This window comes from Actinobacillus porcitonsillarum, assembly GCF_003101015.1.
Taxonomy (GTDB): Bacteria; Pseudomonadota; Gammaproteobacteria; order Enterobacterales; family Pasteurellaceae; genus Haemophilus_A; species Haemophilus_A porcitonsillarum.
In genome coordinates, this window is the sequence record NZ_CP029206.1 from 2,209,631 (window position 1) to 2,226,702 (window position 17,072).

At 38.8% G+C, this 17,072-nt stretch carries 20 protein-coding genes; 18 read left to right on the top strand and 2 right to left on the bottom strand.

Translation table 11 applies throughout. The features are described from left to right. The first annotated feature begins 1 nt into the window (after position 1). The 11 genes from DDU33_RS10565 (at position 2) to DDU33_RS10615 (ending at position 11,831) form a co-directional block, all read left to right on the top strand. The gene (locus DDU33_RS10565; protein WP_005818199.1) at positions 2–691 is read left to right on the top strand and encodes an electron transport complex subunit E; all 690 of its coding nucleotides are present in this window, start codon (positions 2–4) and stop codon (positions 689–691) included. Positions 692–705: 14 nt separating this feature from the next. Next, complete coding sequence (locus DDU33_RS10570) at positions 706–2,268, top strand: TerC family protein (protein ID WP_108925119.1); 1,563 nt, start codon at positions 706–708, stop codon at positions 2,266–2,268. A 1-nt stretch (position 2,269) separates the two neighbouring features. Further along, positions 2,270–3,220, top strand: a complete 951-nt coding sequence (gene lpxM / locus DDU33_RS10575) for a lauroyl-Kdo(2)-lipid IV(A) myristoyltransferase (protein ID WP_108925121.1) — start codon at positions 2,270–2,272, stop codon at positions 3,218–3,220. Positions 3,221–3,224: 4 nt separating this feature from the next. Beyond that, positions 3,225–5,885 carry a PqiB family protein gene (locus DDU33_RS10580; RefSeq protein ID WP_108925123.1) on the top strand — a complete coding sequence of 887 codons (2,661 nt, stop codon included), beginning with the start codon at positions 3,225–3,227 and terminating at the stop codon, positions 5,883–5,885. Positions 5,886–5,911: 26 nt separating this feature from the next. Further along, positions 5,912–6,421: an S-ribosylhomocysteine lyase gene (luxS, locus tag DDU33_RS10585; RefSeq protein WP_108925125.1), complete on the top strand. Its 510-nt coding sequence runs from the start codon at positions 5,912–5,914 to the stop codon at positions 6,419–6,421. A gap of 423 nt (positions 6,422–6,844) precedes the next feature. Further along, positions 6,845–8,689, top strand: coding sequence for an ABC transporter ATP-binding protein (locus tag DDU33_RS10590; RefSeq protein WP_108925127.1), 1,845 nt, complete (start codon positions 6,845–6,847; stop codon positions 8,687–8,689). 82 nt (positions 8,690–8,771) lie between these two features. Beyond that, positions 8,772–9,599: a ZIP family metal transporter gene (locus DDU33_RS10595; RefSeq protein WP_108925129.1), complete on the top strand. Its 828-nt coding sequence runs from the start codon at positions 8,772–8,774 to the stop codon at positions 9,597–9,599. A gap of 2 nt (positions 9,600–9,601) precedes the next feature. Further along, positions 9,602–10,036: a DUF805 domain-containing protein gene (locus DDU33_RS10600; RefSeq protein WP_108925131.1), complete on the top strand. Its 435-nt coding sequence runs from the start codon at positions 9,602–9,604 to the stop codon at positions 10,034–10,036. Further along, entirely contained in the window at positions 10,033–10,659 is a 627-nt protein-coding gene (gene yihA, locus DDU33_RS10605) for a ribosome biogenesis GTP-binding protein YihA/YsxC (protein ID WP_005818190.1), read from the top strand. Before DDU33_RS10600 ends, yihA begins: the two co-directional genes overlap by 4 nt. A 1-nt stretch (position 10,660) precedes the next feature. Next, positions 10,661–11,104 carry a ribonuclease E inhibitor RraB gene (gene rraB, locus DDU33_RS10610; RefSeq protein WP_108925133.1) on the top strand — a complete coding sequence of 148 codons (444 nt, stop codon included), beginning with the start codon at positions 10,661–10,663 and terminating at the stop codon, positions 11,102–11,104. Positions 11,105–11,120: 16 nt separating this feature from the next. Beyond that, positions 11,121–11,831 carry a glycosyltransferase family 25 protein gene (locus DDU33_RS10615; protein WP_108925135.1) on the top strand — a complete coding sequence of 237 codons (711 nt, stop codon included), beginning with the start codon at positions 11,121–11,123 and terminating at the stop codon, positions 11,829–11,831. Positions 11,832–11,870: 39 nt separating this feature from the next. Here the strand turns inward: DDU33_RS10615 and tusA are convergent, their stop codons facing one another. After that, a complete protein-coding gene (tusA, locus tag DDU33_RS10620) occupies positions 11,871–12,113 on the bottom strand; it encodes a sulfurtransferase TusA (protein ID WP_108925138.1) in 243 nt (80 codons plus the stop codon). Between the two features lie 85 nt (positions 12,114–12,198). On the opposite strand from tusA, the gene DDU33_RS10625 reads away from it, so the two are divergent. From DDU33_RS10625 to fur, 7 genes are all read left to right on the top strand, one after another. Then, a complete protein-coding gene (locus tag DDU33_RS10625) occupies positions 12,199–12,666 on the top strand; it encodes an FxsA family protein (protein WP_108925140.1) in 468 nt (155 codons plus the stop codon). Then, the gene (locus DDU33_RS10630; protein ID WP_108925142.1) at positions 12,666–13,514 is read left to right on the top strand and encodes a DMT family transporter; all 849 of its coding nucleotides are present in this window, start codon (positions 12,666–12,668) and stop codon (positions 13,512–13,514) included. The genes DDU33_RS10625 and DDU33_RS10630 overlap by 1 nt, the downstream gene beginning before the upstream one ends. After that, positions 13,511–14,185 (top strand): pseudouridine synthase, encoded by a 675-nt coding sequence (locus DDU33_RS10635; RefSeq protein WP_108925326.1) that lies wholly within the window; start codon positions 13,511–13,513, stop codon positions 14,183–14,185. Before DDU33_RS10630 ends, DDU33_RS10635 begins: the two co-directional genes overlap by 4 nt. Further along, positions 14,178–14,939: an NAD(+) diphosphatase gene (gene nudC, locus DDU33_RS10640; protein WP_108925144.1), complete on the top strand. Its 762-nt coding sequence runs from the start codon at positions 14,178–14,180 to the stop codon at positions 14,937–14,939. Before DDU33_RS10635 ends, nudC begins: the two co-directional genes overlap by 8 nt. A 127-nt stretch (positions 14,940–15,066) precedes the next feature. Then, entirely contained in the window at positions 15,067–15,360 is a 294-nt protein-coding gene (gene ybfE / locus DDU33_RS10645) for a LexA regulated protein (RefSeq protein ID WP_005818180.1), read from the top strand. Positions 15,361–15,370: 10 nt separating this feature from the next. Then, complete coding sequence (gene fldA, locus DDU33_RS10650) at positions 15,371–15,895, top strand: flavodoxin FldA (protein WP_005818178.1); 525 nt, start codon at positions 15,371–15,373, stop codon at positions 15,893–15,895. A 27-nt stretch (positions 15,896–15,922) separates the two neighbouring features. Continuing rightward, a complete protein-coding gene (gene fur, locus DDU33_RS10655; RefSeq protein ID WP_005818176.1) occupies positions 15,923–16,369 on the top strand; it encodes a ferric iron uptake transcriptional regulator in 447 nt (148 codons plus the stop codon). A 52-nt stretch (positions 16,370–16,421) separates the two neighbouring features. On the opposite strand, the gene plsY is transcribed toward fur, so the two are convergent. After that, positions 16,422–17,009 (bottom strand): glycerol-3-phosphate 1-O-acyltransferase PlsY, encoded by a 588-nt coding sequence (gene plsY / locus DDU33_RS10660; protein WP_005818174.1) that lies wholly within the window; start codon positions 17,007–17,009, stop codon positions 16,422–16,424. Positions 17,010–17,072 lie beyond the last annotated feature (63 nt).

The window sequence follows — 17,072 nt, forward strand, 5'->3', positions numbered from 1 at the left end:
AATGACAACAGAAAATCAAATTCCCGTTGTACAAGTCGAAACAACAACGCCAGAGCCTCATATTTGGAAGTCGTTGCTGACAGATGGATTATGGAAAAATAATGGAACCTTAGTTCAATTATTAGGGTTATGCCCTCTTTTAGCGGTTTCGAATAGTGTAACAAATGCGCTGGGATTAGGCTTAGCGACCTTATTTGTGTTAATTTGTACAAATACGACAATTTCGCTATTTCGTAAAATCACGCCGCACGATATTCGTATCCCGATTTATGTGATGGTCATCGCAACGGTGGTTACTGCCGTGCAATTACTGATGAATGCGTTTGCTTATCCGGTTTATCAATCACTAGGGATCTTCATTCCGTTGATTGTGACTAACTGTATTGTGATTGGACGAGCGGAGGCTTTTGCTTCTAAAAACAGTATTGCCCATTCTGCTTTTGATGGCTTTGCTATGGGACTGGGTATGACATTTAGCCTTGTTTTACTTGGTGCAATTCGTGAAATTATCGGCAATGGCACGCTATTTGATGGTTTGGACTTATTATTGGGTAGTTGGGCAAAAGCCGTTAAAATAGATGTGCTACATTTAGATTCCGGTTTACTTCTAGCTATTTTACCGCCAGGAGCATTTATTGGTCTGGGGATTATCTTAGCAATAAAGAATTTACTGGATAATAAGAAAAAATAAACATTGAGGAATATATGTTAGAGCTTTTTAGTGATTCTTCCATTTGGCTTGGTTTAATCACTTTAATTATTCTTGAGATCATTTTAGGAATAGATAATTTAGTGTTTATTGCTATTTTAGCGAATAAACTCCCTCCATCACAACGTGCAAAAGCTCGTCGGGTCGGCTTAACCCTCGCACTTATTATGCGATTAGGGTTATTATCTGTGATGTCTTGGCTCGTGACTTTAACGACACCAGTGATTAGTAATACACTTTTTTCACTCTCAATTCGAGATATTATTTTAATTGTTGGGGGATTGTTTTTACTTTTTAAAGCGACTATTGAATTACATGAGCGTTTAGAAGGTAAATCTGAAACAACGGGAGAGAATATTGTTTATGCAAGTTTATATGCCGTTGTGGTACAAATTGTTGTATTAGATGCCGTGTTCTCTTTTGATGCTGTCATTACCGCTGTGGGGATGGTAAAACAGCTTGAAGTCATGATGATTGCGGTTGTGATTGCTATGGGGCTTATGCTTATTGCTTCAAAAGCGCTCACAGAATTTGTAGGCAAACATCCTACGGTCGTCATTTTATGCTTAAGTTTCTTGTTGATGATTGGCTTTAGCCTTATTGCAGAAGGCCTTGGATTACATATTCCAAAAGGCTACCTCTATGCGGCAATTGGCTTCTCAATTTTAATTGAGGGCTTTAACCAATTCGCTCATCGTAATCAAACTAAGTATGAAAACCAGCAGCCACTAAGAGATCGTACGGCTGAGGCGATTTTACGTTTAATGGGTGGCAAAACGGCAAAAGAAGTGAGCGATACCGCAACAACAGAAGAAAAATCGGAAGTCGAACAAGTTTTACCTTTTGCACAAGAAGAGCGTTATATGATCAGCGGTGTATTAGCGTTAGGCGAGCGTAATGTTCAAACGATTATGACACCAAGAAATGAAATTTCGTGGGTAGATATTGAAACAACAGAAGAAGAAATCAGACAGCAGCTTTTAGATACGCCACATAATTTATTCCCGGTTTGTCGTGGAAGCATTGATGAAATTTTAGGTGTGGTGAGAGCGAAGGATATTTTAGCAGTATTAGATAATCATCAAGATATCTTTATGGCGTTAAAACCGTTATTAGCTAAACAACAGCCTGTTATCGTACCTGATACCGTAGATAATTTAAAATTGTTGAATATGTTGAAAAATGCTAAAGGTAATTTAGCAATTGTTATTGATGAATATGGGCAAGTGGCAGGATTAGTTACACCATTAGACTTATTAGAAGCGATTGCCGGTGAATTCCCTGATGAAGATGAAACATTAGAAATTGTTGCACGAGAAGATTACTGGATTGTGCAAGGCACGGCAACGCTAGAACAGCTCAAATTAGAGTTAAATGAGCCTGATATGTTTGAAAATGCCGAACAATTTACATTAGGTGGTTTTTTACTCTCTCAATTTGATACGATCCCTAAAGTCAATGATCAAATTACACTTGACGGATATGTCTTTACGATATTAAAAGCACACTCTGCACGTATTTTGGTCATTCGAATTGAGAAGCTTAGTAACAAGGACTAATATGGAACGAGAGACATATCGAGTAGGTTATCAACATCAATTCCAAAAGGCCTTTTTACACCCTAAATACTGGGGAATTTGGCTGGGTATTTTCGTGCTTATGATTTTAGCTTATGTGCCGTTTAGAATCCGCGATAAGATAGCGGCTAAACTGGCTAAAATCGTTGTAAGAAAGCTGAAAGGGAAAAAGCAATATCATCGAGCAGAGACAAATTTACGTTACTGTTTTCCGGATTGGTCGGAAGAAAAACGTGCAGATGTTATTGAAAAAATGTTTATTACCGTTGCTCAAACGATGTTAGGGATTGGCGAAATCGCTTTACGTTCGGTAGATCATATCCAAAAACGTAGCGAATTTTCAGGGTTAGACATTGTACGAGAAGCGAGAGCATCAGGTAAAAATGTGATTTTACTTGTCCCTCACACTTGGTCGATTGATGCCTCTGGCATTATTATGCATACGTATGGTATGCCAATGGTTTCTATGTATAATCCTCATCATAATCCTCTTGTGGATTGGTTATGGAACCGTACACGGGAACGTTTCGGCGGTAAAATGCATACCCGTCAGAATGGTATTAAACCTTTTTTAAATGATGTGCGTAAAGGAAATCTTGGCTATTTTCTCCCTGATGAAGATTTTGGCGAAAAGGCAAGTGTTTATGTTCCCTTTTTTGCCACAGAAAAGGCAACATTACCGGGTTTGGCAAAAATGGCTCGAGTAGCTAATGCTGTCGTGATCCCGATGTTTCCGATTTATAATGCAGAAAAAGGCGTATATCAAATTGAGATCTTACCGCCTCTTGAATTTGCAGGCGATGAGTTACAATCCGCTCGCCAAATGAATGAAGTGATTGAATACTTCGTGCCTAAAAATCCTGAACAGTATGTTTGGATTTTACGTATCTTAAAAACACGCCGTGATGGGCAAGATATTTATCGAAAAGATTAAGAAAATGGAAGAACAAACTGTACAAGTTGCAAAAATTAGACCGCCTCGTAAAATTTCTCCGTTTTGGTTACTGCCGATAGTCGCATTTGCTATTGGCTGTTTACTTTTCTTTCAAATTTTAAAAGAACAAGGGGAAACAATCACTATCCGCTTTAATGAAGGGGATGGCATTACTGCGGGCAAAACGGCTATTCGCTATCAAGGTTTGCAAATTGGTTTAGTGAAAAAAGTCTATTTTGTGGATAACTTGAAAAAGGTTCAAGTAGAAGCAGAAATAAATCCTGAAGCTAAATCAGTACTGAAAGAAGGAACGATTTTCTGGGTGGTTAAGCCAACGGCTTCACTCGCAGGGGTTTCAGGGTTAGATACATTGGTTTCAGGCAATTATATTACCTTAAAACCAAGTACTGATCCTGAGGCAAAAAGTAAAGATGAATTTATTGCTGAAGATGAGGCACCTGTTGCCATTGCAACGGATGGTGCTTTATTAGTGCGTTTAATTTCTGATGATCTAGGTTCAATTACTGCAGGAGCTCAAATTTATTATCGTAAAGCGCCTGTTGGGCAAGTTGCCGATTATCGTTTTAGTGCCGACCATAAAAAAGTTGAAATTGATGTGCTGATTAACAAAAAATATGCTTCTTTAGTGAAAAAAGATAGCCGTTTTTGGAATATCAGTGGTATTGATGTAAAAGCTGGATTATCTGGCGTAGATATTTCTGTGGATAGTTTAGCCTCTGTGGTTGTAGGAGCAGTCTCTTTTGATTCTCCGGATAATTCTGAAGCGGCAGAACAAGGGCAAACATTTTCTTTATATAAGGATCTGAAATCTGCATTAAGAGGGGTAGAGGTAAAAGTTGCAGTCCCAATAGCGGATAATTTGAAGGTCAATGAAACCCCTGTTTTTTATAAAAATGTGCAAGTCGGCGTGCTGTCTAATTTAGAAATGCCTCGTGACGATGACAATGAATTTTTTAAAGGCATTGGTCGTAAAGGCATGTTAAAAGGGACGCTCTTGATTGATCCTAATCATAGTGACTTGCTGAAAAATGGCACGGCAATTTTATTGCGTGAGCCAAAATTTAGCTTAAATAAAGAGCAAATTAGTAAAATTGGTGAGTTATTTAGAGGAATTTATTTCGATATTTTAGCCGGAGAAGGAGAAGAAAAGTTAAGTTTTACCGTACAGAAAGAAGCGGATTACTTGCTTTCACTCCCAAATATTCTCGCTTTAACTCTAACGGCACCAGAATCTTATGGTGTTGAAGAAGGGCAAGGTATTTATTATAACGATATTCAAATTGGTGAAGTTTTAAAACGTCAGTTAAGCATTGATAATGTCTCTTTCAAGGCGATGATTTATCCACCTTATCGAGCATTAATTTCGGAAAATAGTAAATTCGTTGCCATTTCTAATTTAGATATTAGCGTGGGCTTGGATGGTGTTCGAGTAAAAGCCGGTTCGCCAAATGATTGGATTAAAGGTGGTGTACGTTTAATTGCTGATAAACAGCAAAATGGCAAGGCGAAAAGTAGCTACCCACTTTATAAAGATATGGATTCGGCACAAGCAGGGATAACTTCAAGTGAGAAAAAAGCGACAGTTATTTTATCTGCAAAAACATTAGAAGGGATTGATAAAGGGTCTGTTGTCCTTTATCGAGATTTTCAAGTTGGGGAAATTTTAAACGTTCACCCACAGAAAAATGGCTTTGATGTTGAGCTTTATATTGAGCCAGCTTATCGTCATTTAATGAGTGAAAAAAGCCGTTTCTGGATTGAACCGGCGATTGCCGCAGAGCTTTCTTTAAAAGGTTTAACGGTTCAATCTTCGCCTTTAATGAGAACGTTAAAAGGTGCGATCAGCTTCGATAACGAAGGAAAAGGAAGTAAAACGTTATATGCAAGTAAAGAACAAGCAACGGCTGGTTATACGTATATTACGCTTATTGCCAAAGATGCCTCAAAACTCTTTAAAGGCATGGATATTCGCTATATGGGCTTAACCGTTGGTAAAGTAGAAAAGCTTGAATTACAAAATGCAAAAAAACAGATAAAAGTAACCGCTTACCTTGATGGACAGTATTATTCATTACTTGCCAAAACCGGTAGTAAATTCAGTGCGATTTCTCCTGAAATTACAACAAGCGGGATAAAAAATATTGATGCAATGTTACAAACTTATATCAATGTTGAAGCAGGAAGCGGAAAAGCTCAAACGCTCTTTAATTTATCCGATACAGCAACGACTCAAACGACTTATGCCAATGGCTACCCTATTATTGTGGAAACCAGTGATGCACGAGGTATTGAGCTGGAAGCACCGGTTTTATATCGAGGAATGCAAGTTGGGATCGTGAAAAAACTGAATTTAAGTGAGTTAGGCGATCGAGTGTTGATCCATTTAAGTATAGAAAATAAATATCAGCATTTAGTGAGAAATAATACGGAATTTTGGGCGGCTTCAGGCTATACAATGGATGTGAGCTTGCAAGGGGTAAGTATGAATTCCGGCACAATGTCCCAATTACTGAAAGGCGGCATTGAATTTTCAACCCCTTCGGGACGAGTGGTTCAGCCTCAAGCAAAACCAAATCGTCATTTCTTATTACAACGTAAAATTCCGCAAGATGCTCCGGCTTGGGATCAAGGGATAGCGGAATAATTTAACAATTTTATGAGGAGAGCAAAATGCCTTTATTAGATAGTTTTAAAGTTGATCATACAAGAATGAATGCTCCGGCAGTACGTGTGGCAAAAACGATGACAACGCCAAAAGGAGATACCATTACCGTGTTTGATTTACGTTTTTGCCGCCCAAACATTGATATTTTACCTGTACGTGGTATTCATACAATGGAGCATTTATTTGCCGGTTTTATGCGTGATCACCTTAATAGTGAAACAGTTGAAATCATTGATATTTCGCCAATGGGCTGCCGTACTGGTTTTTATATGTCATTAATTGGCACACCTTCTGAACAAGAGGTGGTAAAAGCGTGGACAGCTTCAATGGAAGATGCTTTAAATAAAGTGCCGGATGTGTCAAAAATTCCGGAATTGAATGAATACCAATGCGGTTCGTATAAAGAACATTCTTTAGAAGAAGCACATCAAATTGCCCGTGATGTGCTTGCAAAAGGAATTGGTGTTAATCGTAACGAAGATTTAGCCTTAGACGAAAAATTATTAAATCCATAATTTACGGCTCAACAAGCGGTTAAATTTTTGATTTATTTTTCAAATGATGTAGTTGTTTTACACATTTTGTAGGGGAAATATAATTTTCCTCTACGATATTCCTAAAACGATACTCAAACTCTCTCCCCTTGTGGGAGAGAGACAGCCGAAGAGTGCGTTCAGCAATCTTTGGCAGAGAGAGGGGAAAAGCCAACGGCTTTCAAAATACGATTTCCCCCTCTCCCTGATTTTGCTTCTAAACGAAGCAAAATCTGTCCCTCTCCCACAAGGGGCGAGGGTTGTATATATCGACCGCCACGATGAGGTGATTGAACATAGTTGCTACACCCAACGGACACACGCAGTGTGTCCCTACAGCCTTTATAATTTAAACAATAATTGTAACGGACGCATGCCAGCGTCCTTATTTTTTAGGATAGAGAAATGTTTAATAAAATTTTTACTTGGTTTGAAAACCGAGTTGAAACATATCCGGAAGAAGCTCCCCAAACACCCAAATCCGGCATTATTCCTTTTATTTTTGAAGCAACAAAAGGAATGAGAGGTTACTTAACGATTTTAACCATTTTAGTTGCAGCCGTTGGGATTATTGAGGCGATCTTATTCCAATTTATGGGCGAATTAGTTGATTGGATCAATAAACTTAGTCCGGCTGCATTATGGCAAGAAAAAGGCAGTGCGATTATTGGTATGTTCTTTGTTGCAATGCTGGGCGTACTTTTTGTTTTCTTAGCCAGCAGCATTCGTTTCCAAAGTTTGCAAGGTGTTTTCCCAATGCGTTTACGTTGGAACTTCCACCGTTTAATGCTTGGGCAAAGTATGGGCTTTTACCAAGATGAATTTGCCGGCAGGGTTTCCGCTAAAGTGATGCAAACAGCATTAGCTGTGCGAGATGTCGTAATGACTTGTGCGGATATGCTTATTTATGTTGCCGTTTACTTAACAACATCAAGCGTCATTTTATTGCAATTTGATGGTTGGTTATTCTTACCTTTCATTCTATGGGTTATTTCACTGGCAATTACTATTCGAGTATTTGTGCCAAAATTAGCCGAAGCCGCTCAAGAGCAATCTGATGCACGTAGTTTGATGACCGGTCGCATTACCGATGCTTATTCTAATATCGCAACGGTTAAACTCTTTTCTCACGGTAATCGTGAGTCGGCTTATGCAAAAGAGTCGATGGAAGAATTTATGACAACGGTACATAAACAGATGCGACTCGTAACCATCATTGAAACCTTAACCAATTTTACCAGCATTGCTTTGATTGTTTCGACAGCAGGAATTGGTTTATGGCTTTGGTCGCAAGAAATCGTGAGTGCAGGCGCAATTGCTACTTCAACGGCACTGGCGTTACGTATCAAAGGCTTATCACAATGGATTATGTGGGAATTTGCCCGTCTATTTGAAAACTTAGGTACAGTTCAAGATGGCATGGCAACGCTTTCTAAACCGCATACCGTAGTAGATAAGGCAGATGCTAAGCCATTAACGGTAACGCAGGGCGAAATTAAATTTGAGCACGTTGATTTTGCTTATGATCCGAAAAAGCCATTATTGAAAGATTTTGATCTCACGATTAAAGCGGGAGAAAAAGTCGGATTAGTGGGTCGAAGTGGCGCAGGAAAATCGACCCTCACGAATTTATTGCTTCGTTTTTATGATATTCAAAACGGTACAATTACCATTGATGGGCAGAATGTACGTGATATTACCCAAGAAAGTTTACGCTCACAAATTGGCTTAGTTACCCAAGATACATCATTGCTACACCGTTCCGTCCGTGAAAATTTAATGTACGGCAGACCAAATGCGACAGAAGAAGAGATGCTACAAGCGATACAAAAAGCCGCAGCAAGCGAGTTTATCCCTAATTTACAAGATGCAAAAGGACGCACGGGGTTAGATGCACACGTAGGCGAACGAGGCGTTAAACTCTCCGGTGGGCAGCGCCAACGTATTGCGATTGCGCGTGTTATGTTAAAAGATGCTCCGATTTTGTTACTTGATGAAGCAACAAGTGCCTTAGACTCCGAAGTTGAAGTGGCAATTCAAGAGAACCTCACTGACTTAATGGAAGGCAAAACGGTTGTAGCGATTGCGCATCGTTTATCAACCATTATGGCAATGGATCGTTTAATCGTATTAGATAAAGGCGAAATCGTGGAACAAGGCACCCATGAAGAGCTGTTAGCACAAAATGGTGTTTATGCTAAATTATGGGCGCATCAAAGTGGTGGTTTTTTAGCAGACGATGACATTTAAATCGTTAAATAGGCGGTAAGATTTAGCGAAAAATTTGCAAAATTTTGCTAAAATCGAACCGCTTTATTTTTAAGGATTTACTATGTTTGATTATTTTTTATCACTACATCCCATTATGCAAGCCTTTATTGCCGGTTTGTTTACTTGGGGATGTACGATTTTTGGCTCTTCATTCGTTTACTTCTTTAAGACGGTAAACCGTAAATTATTAGACATGATGATGGGCTTTGCCGGAGGGGTAATGATTGCGGCCTCTTTTTGGTCGCTTTTAGCACCGGCACTGGAATATGCTGAAGCAGATTACGGCTCTTTAGCGTGGCTGCCTGCGGCGATAGGTTTTCTCCTTGGTGGATTTTTTATCCGTTTGATCGACTACGTTGTACCGCATTTACATTTAAGTAAGCCCATTGAGGAAGCGGAAGGTATGCAACCTAAAAAGGGCTTATCAAAAAGTATGTTGCTTTTTTTGGCGATTACCATTCACAACATTCCTGAAGGTTTAGCTATCGGGGTAACATTTGGGGCATTGGCAACGCAAGTACCCGGCGTGGATGCTTCTATTATGGGGGCGATTGGATTAGCGATTGGGATTGGTTTGCAAAATATTCCTGAAGGTTCATCACTTTCTCTTCCTATTCGAGGTGAAGGGCATTCTCGCTGGAAAGCCTTTTGGTATGGCTCAATGTCTGCAGTTGTTGAGCCGATTGCAGCTGTGATTGGTGCTGCATTTGTTTTATCCATGACAGCGATTTTACCTTACGCCTTGGCATTTGCGGCAGGGGCAATGATTTTCGTTGTTGTGGAAGAGTTAATTCCTGAATCACAAAGTAATGGGAACACCGATATTGCCACCTTAAGCCTGATGGTTGGCTTTGTGGTAATGATGGTTCTTGATGTTGCATTAGGATAGCTATGATTTGGTATAAAGGGCTTTTTAGTTTTCAGGGGCGGTTAAATCGGCAGGGATTTTGGACAGGGATTGCAATTAACTTTGCTTTTCTCTTTATTTTGGTAAATTTTTTGCCAAATCCGACCGCTTTTAACACCATAATGCTGTTACCTTTGGCAATAAGCCTATATAGTTGTTTGGCGATTATTGTAAAACGGCTACACGACAGAAATCGCTCGGGCAAAAACGCTTTTATTTTATGTGTCCCAATCGCTTGCTATTTGATGGCACAATCAACCACTGGCGATATTGCTTGGTTGCTTGGTTTACTGATGCCGATGTTGATTTGCACCATCGTTTTTTTAGAATGGGGCTTTTTTCGCAGTTATCCGCAAGCTAATCAATATGGAGAACAGGGCTTGCCTTTTATCTTTAAAGAGAAAATCAAAACGTTATGACAGAACAAATTAAACTGAATTACCATAAGACAAAATTTTTAACTTCTGCGCCTGATATTCGTCATTTGCCGGAAGATAGCGGTATTGAAATTGCGTTTGCAGGGCGTTCTAATGCAGGAAAATCCACTTCTCTGAATGCTTTAACCAACCAAAAGAACTTAGCTCGTACGTCCAAAACACCGGGGCGGACACAGTTGATTAACTTGTTTGAGGTAGAACCGCAATGTAAATTGGTGGATCTACCGGGCTATGGTTATGCTGCCGTACCGGAACAAATGAAATTACAATGGCAAAAAGCATTGGGCGAGTACTTACAAAAACGTGAATGTTTACGTGGTGTCGTCATTCTGATGGATATTCGCCATCCGTTAAAAGATTTAGACCAACAAATGATTGAATGGGCGGTTTCGGCAGAATTACCGGTACTACTACTTTTAACAAAAGCAGATAAATTGAGCCAATCAGCCCGTAGCAAAACGGTTAAAATGGTGAGAGAAGCCATTTTACCTTTCCAAGGCGATGTGCAAGTAGAAGCCTATTCCGCCTTAAATAAAATTGGAATTGATAAACTTTCAGCAAAATTAGATAGCTGGTTTGCTGAAGCCTTTGTAGCAGGAGAATAAGATGTACGATTTAGCTTTATTACGCCAAGAAACAGACGAGATCATTCAAAATTTATTAGATGATGGCTCTGATCCGGAAGCGCTTTATATTATTGAACACCACGTTGCTCACCACGATTTTGATAAATTAGAAAAACTTGTTGTCGATGCTTATAAACTAGGCTATGAAATCTCTGATGCAGAGGAGGTTGAAGAAGACGGTAAGGTGTTCTTTGTTTGTGATATTGTGAGTGAAATCAATCTCAATGCCGATTTAATTACAGCACAGCAAAAAGAGCTGCTTCCTTTAATTGAAAAAGCCGGTGCGGAATACGAAGGTTGGGGAACTTATTTCGAAGATCCAAATGGTGAAGAAGATGAATACGGCGATGATGGCGAATTTTTTGATGAACACGATGAAGATTTTGATTTCGATGAAGTAGAAATTACTCGTACTCGTCATTAAAACTTTGGAAAAATGTATGTTTATTGGTTATGTAATTAATTTAAATTCAAGAACAGATAGGCTACATAAATTTAATTTGCATCCTGATGCAAAGTATTTCGAAAGAGTCGCCGCTATTGATAAAGAAATCCTAAAGTTAGTTAGTGACGGTGAAAAAGATATATTTTTTGATAGCCAATATATTAGAGATGTATATCGTCGCGATGTAACTTTAGGAGAAATAGCCTGTACGCTTTCACACATAAAGTGTTGGAAGAAAATTGTGAATAATCCCTCTATTTCAGAAGATGACTTTGCAGTAATTGCGGAAGATGATGTTGTGCTATGTGAAGACTTTCTTGCAAATATTCAAAAGCTTCAAGAGAACTTAAAACAAGCATCTGGAATTAATATTGTGATTATGCAAATGCTTTTTTACGAAAATCTTCCTGCACTATCTTTGGCAAAAGGAGAGGTTGAACAATATAGTTTTTTATCCTCTAATGATAAAAATGCATTTATGAATTCCGGATCGGCTTTATATTTAATTAGAAAATGTTATGCAAGAGAAGTCCTACTTTATTTAGAAAAGAAAAAACCTAATTGGCTTGCTGATGAGTTTCGTCAGTTTTGTGAACCTCAGTCTATACGAATTGCGAGTCCTTTACTTGGCATGGTTAGTGGGGGAATTAATGCTGAGTCAGACTTGGAGCAAGAAAGGCAAAATGCAAGAAAAAGTGGAATCTAGAGTTAAGCAGTATGATTTTAAGTCATACTGCTTCTATCTTTACAATATCCCTTTTTGCACCCAATACTGATAAGGTTGGCTATCTGTTTCGCTTTTTAACAGACGGTGATCCATAAACTCACAAAAGCTCGGAATATCACGCGTTGTGGCAGGATCATCGGCAATAATATGTAAAATTTCGCCCGCTTGCATATTACGGATGGTTTTACGCACAAGCATTACCGGTTCGGGGCAACGTAGCCCAAGCGTATTTAATGTTTCATTAATGTTGAATTCTGTCATTTTATTCCCTATATCTATTACTCGATAGATGATCGTTACTGTTACGGTTATTTTAAAAGTTCAAATCAAAATAAGGAAGCCTATTATGCCACTCTTATTTATTCTGTTTGGGATTATTTTATATATTTATGGCGAATTATCTTTATTGGTCAGCGTTGGAAGTTATCTTGGCGTTTTCCCAACTATTTTATTGCTGATTGCGATTTCCGCATTAGGATTATGGTTTGTCAAACTTCGTGGTCTTTATACGATGTATTCTATTCGTCAAGAACTTAGCGAAGGAAAATTACCGGCAGAGTCGCTGATGAGTTCTGTGCTATTTGTTTTTGCCGGTATTTTACTGATTATCCCCGGTTTTTTAAGCGATATTTTGGCGATTTTATGTGTACTTCCTTTTACACGAAAAATGATGATGGCAATGCTTGGGCGTGTCTTTAAAAAGCGGGTCAGTTTTATGCAATTTGGAAGCTATCAAACCTCGCACGCAAAAGATGACACCATTATTGATGCAGTCTTCGAAAGACAACAAGATCAAGATAAATGGATTAAATAATGAATAAACACACTTTAGCGTTGCTAAAAGTTCATAGTACCGCCGTTCTTTTTGGGGCTTCTGGGATTTTTGGGGCTTTAATTCAAAGTAGTGCGGATACACTGGTATTAGGGCGAGTTTGGATCGCCTTTTTTATGATCTCTTTGTATTTTATTTGGAAAAAACAACCGCTTGTCTCGTTATCTAAAAAAGAAATTGGGCAACTTGCGCTTTCAGGTGCATTATTAGCTGCTCACTGGGTAACTTTTTTCGTTGCGGTAAAAGTCGGTGGTGTGGCTTTAGCCACTTTAGGTTTTGCCAGTTTCCCTGCCTTTGTTGCGCTATTTGAAGTGATCTTTTTTAAAGAAAAATTACATTTAAAAGAAATCATCTTATTAGTGGCAATTACTATCGGGCTAATTTTAGTTACGCCTGAATTTACGCTGGGAAGTGAAGGAACACAAGGCTTGCTTTGGGGCATTTTTTCTGCGCTGTCTTACGGTATTTTAGCGATTGTGAACCGTAAAAATATGAGTAAACTATCCGGCACACAAGCAAGCTGGTGGCAATATCTTTTTGCCGGATTGATTTTGTTGCCGTTTTCTGCGGAAAAATTATTGGTGGTTTCAGCGGTAGATTGGTTTTGGATCTTTTGTATCGGTTTTTTATGTACAACGGTGGCTTATACATTATTTGTTTCCAGCCTTGATACCATCAATGCGCGTACCGCTTCAATGATTATTTCATTGGAACCGGTTTACGCCATTGCTATTGCTTGGATCTGTTTTAACGAAGTACCAACGCTCACAATGTTTATAGGTGGGGCGATTATTCTTCTTTCTGTTGCTTGGGCAAATTTAAAAAAATGAGTATGTTTAAACGAACCAATCCGAGATGGCATAAGCAAAATAAACCACAAAAACGACCGCTTGCAACTCGATTAAACTTGGAAGAAACGATCATCGTCCTTTTCAATAAACCTTATGATGTCCTGACCCAATTTACCGATGAACAGGGGCGAAAGACCTTAAAAGATTTTATTGATATTCCGAAAATTTATCCCGTTGGGCGATTAGATCGAGATAGTGAAGGTTTATTACTGCTTACCAATAATGGCGAAATACAACACCGCTTAGCACACCCTAAATTTGAGAAAGAGAAAACCTACTGGGTTCAAGTGGAGGGCATTCCCTCACAAGCCGATTTAGCGAAATTAGAGAAAGGCGTTGAACTCAAAGATGGTTTAACGCAACCGGCAAAAGCAAAACAGATTGAAGCGCCTGATTTTGATTGGCAAACCGCACCTAAAATTCGAGAACGTAAAACCATACCCACAAGCTGGATTGAACTTAAAATTACCGAAGGGAAAAATCGTCAAGTCCGCAGAATGACAGCACACATCGGTTTTCCAACCTTAAGGCTTATTCGTGTCGGGCTTGGACATTATCAACTTGGGGAACTAGGGAGTGGCGAATATCGAATATTATCATTGTCGGAGAAAAGCCGGTTATTTAAACAACTAGGATTGAGAAATGAGTAAAGCATATTGGATTATCGTGAAAGAATTTGATGTCGCCTTAAAGGATAATCAACTTTTAATGGGAAGTGAGCAAGAGCTTGGTTTTATTGGGAGAAATAAAATTCAAATGGGCGAATATCAAGGTTTGCCGGTATATCTATTACAAGCCGAAGCGCAAGATAATCATCGTGAATTTACGTTTTTACGCAGCCAAATTGCCCGCCCTAAAACTGAAGCCAATTTATTACATCGCGCGGTTTCGTTAAATCATTTTTTACTTACACACCGATTTTGCGGAACATGTGGTCAAAAAACAGAGATAGCCTCCAATGAATTGGCGGTGCATTGCGAACATTGCGGACACCGCAGTTACCCCGTGATCAGCCCTTCTATTATTGTGGCGGTGCGCAAAGGTAAACAAATTTTATTGGCAAACCATTTACGCCACAAAGGGACGATTTATACCACTTTAGCTGGTTTTGTTGAAGCAGGCGAAGATGTTGAACAAACCATTGAAAGAGAAATTTTTGAAGAAACGGGGATCAAAGTCAAAAATGTACGCTACTTTGGTAGCCAGCCGTGGTCTTTTCCAAATTCATTGATGTTAGGCTTTTTAGCAGACTATGCAAGCGGTGATATTTCGTTGCAAGAAGACGAAATTGTAGATGCCCAATGGTTTGACTACGATAAGCCTTTACCCGAATTACCGCCACAAGGAACCATTGCATTAGCCTTAATTCAAAAAACGTTAGAATTATGTGCGAATGAGAATTGATGGACGTAATGACGTTCAAAACAGATAAAGAATATGGTATAGTAGGCATTTAATAAGTAGCTTATCATTCTCAATTAGCAAAAGTGATTGATATGATAGGTAGCAAAAGCCCATCAAATGGAACATTATGGCAAAACAAGACGCAGATTGTATAACCCTTGATTTGTTTGCAAGCGTGCCAAAAGTTGGGCGACCTCGAACAAATCCCCTTAGTCGAGAGCAACAAGTTCGTATTAACAAACGTAATCAACTTAGACGAGATCGTTCATTCGGTCTAAAACGTGTTGAATTAAAGTTACACACGGATTTGGTGCAATCACTTGAAGAGGAAGCCGCTCAACGTGGAATAACACGCGGACAACTCATTGAAAATATTTTAAATCGTTATTTCAGTGGAAACACTGAAGCAGAAGAAAAGTAGGTAATTTAATATGGCAGCAGTAGGCTTATTCTACGGTAGTGATACTGGTAATACAGAAAATATCTCAAAGATGATCCAAAAAGAACTTGGTGCAAACTTAGTTGATATTCGTGATATTGCCAAAAGTACAAAAGAAGATATTGAAGCATATGATTTCTTAATGTTTGGTATTCCAACGTGGTATTACGGCGAATCTCAAGCAGATTGGGACGATTTTATGCCAACCTTAAAAGAAATTGATTTTAACGGCAAAGTGGTGGCAATTTTTGGCTGTGGCGACCAAGAAGATTACGCAGAATACTTCTGTGATGCAATGGGAACCGTGCGTGATGTAGTAGAACCGAATGGCGGTGTGATTGTTGGACTTTGGCCGACCGATGGCTATACCTTTGAATCGTCTCAAGCGTTAGTTGATGAGAATACTTTTGTCGGACTTTGTATCGATGAAGATCGCCAGCCTGAATTAACGAATGAACGTGTAAAAGTGTGGTGTAAACAATTAACCGAAGAAATGTGTCTCGATCAATTGGCATAATTTAAAACAAGGACAAAGGTGGCAGTTATGTCTGAAGAAAATACCAAATTATTAAAAAGCGTAGGTTTAAAAGTAACTGAACCTCGTTTAACGATTCTTGCATTGATGCAAGAAACACGTGAGCAAATGCAACATTTCTCTGCGGAAGACATTTATAAGCTATTACTGGAACGTGAATCGGATATTGGCTTAGCAACCGTGTATCGTGTGCTTAACCAATTTGAAGAGGTGGGTATTCTTGTTAAACATAACTTTGATGCGAATAAAGCCGTCTTTGAGCTCAATGTCGAACAAGATCACGACCATATTATCTGTATTGATTGCGGTAAAGTCTTTGAATTTAAAGACCCGGATATTGAACGCCGCCAGCGAGAAATCAGTGAAAAACACGGGATCAAACTAGCAACACATAGCTTATATCTCTACGGCAACTGCCATGATATTAGTCATTGTGATGCAAAAGAGAAAAAATAAGTTAAAAGCCAAAGATAAATATCTTTGGCTTTGTTGTTTATCATTCTTCCTTTTAACGAAAAGAAAATTTATTTTCTTGCCCTCTCCACAAACGTTGTAAGTTATCGTGGTGTCGATAGATCAATAAACAACAAATTAGGGCAATAGGAAAAGTAAATTCAGGTTGAAAATACCAAACAAAAATCGGTAGAACTAAAGCGCTGATAACAGAGCTTAATGAGGAGTATCGAGAGATAAGGAAAACAGTAACCCAAGTTCCTACTGCGAGACCAAATATCTCAATACCAAAAGGAAGTAATGTTCCTAAAGCTGTCGCAACCCCTTTCCCTCCCTTAAATTTAAAAAATAAAGGGAATACATGTCCTAAACAAGCAGCAAGAGCGATAAAGCCAATTTCACTTGGTTGTAAGCCTAATTTGAATGCAATAGCGGTAGGGAGTAGCCCTTTTAACATATCAAATAATAGCACGCCTACCGCGGACAATTTTCCACCAATACGTAATACATTAGTTGCTCCAGGATTTTTAGACCCATATTCTCTAGGATCCGGTAATCCTGCCAATTTGCAGAAGATGATTGCACTTGATATAGAACCTAATAGATAGGCTATAACAAGGACAAGATAAGCGATTGGCGTCATTGTTTTTCCTTATTTCTCTTTATGGTATATTAATTACCTATTTTACCGAATAATTTGAAGAAA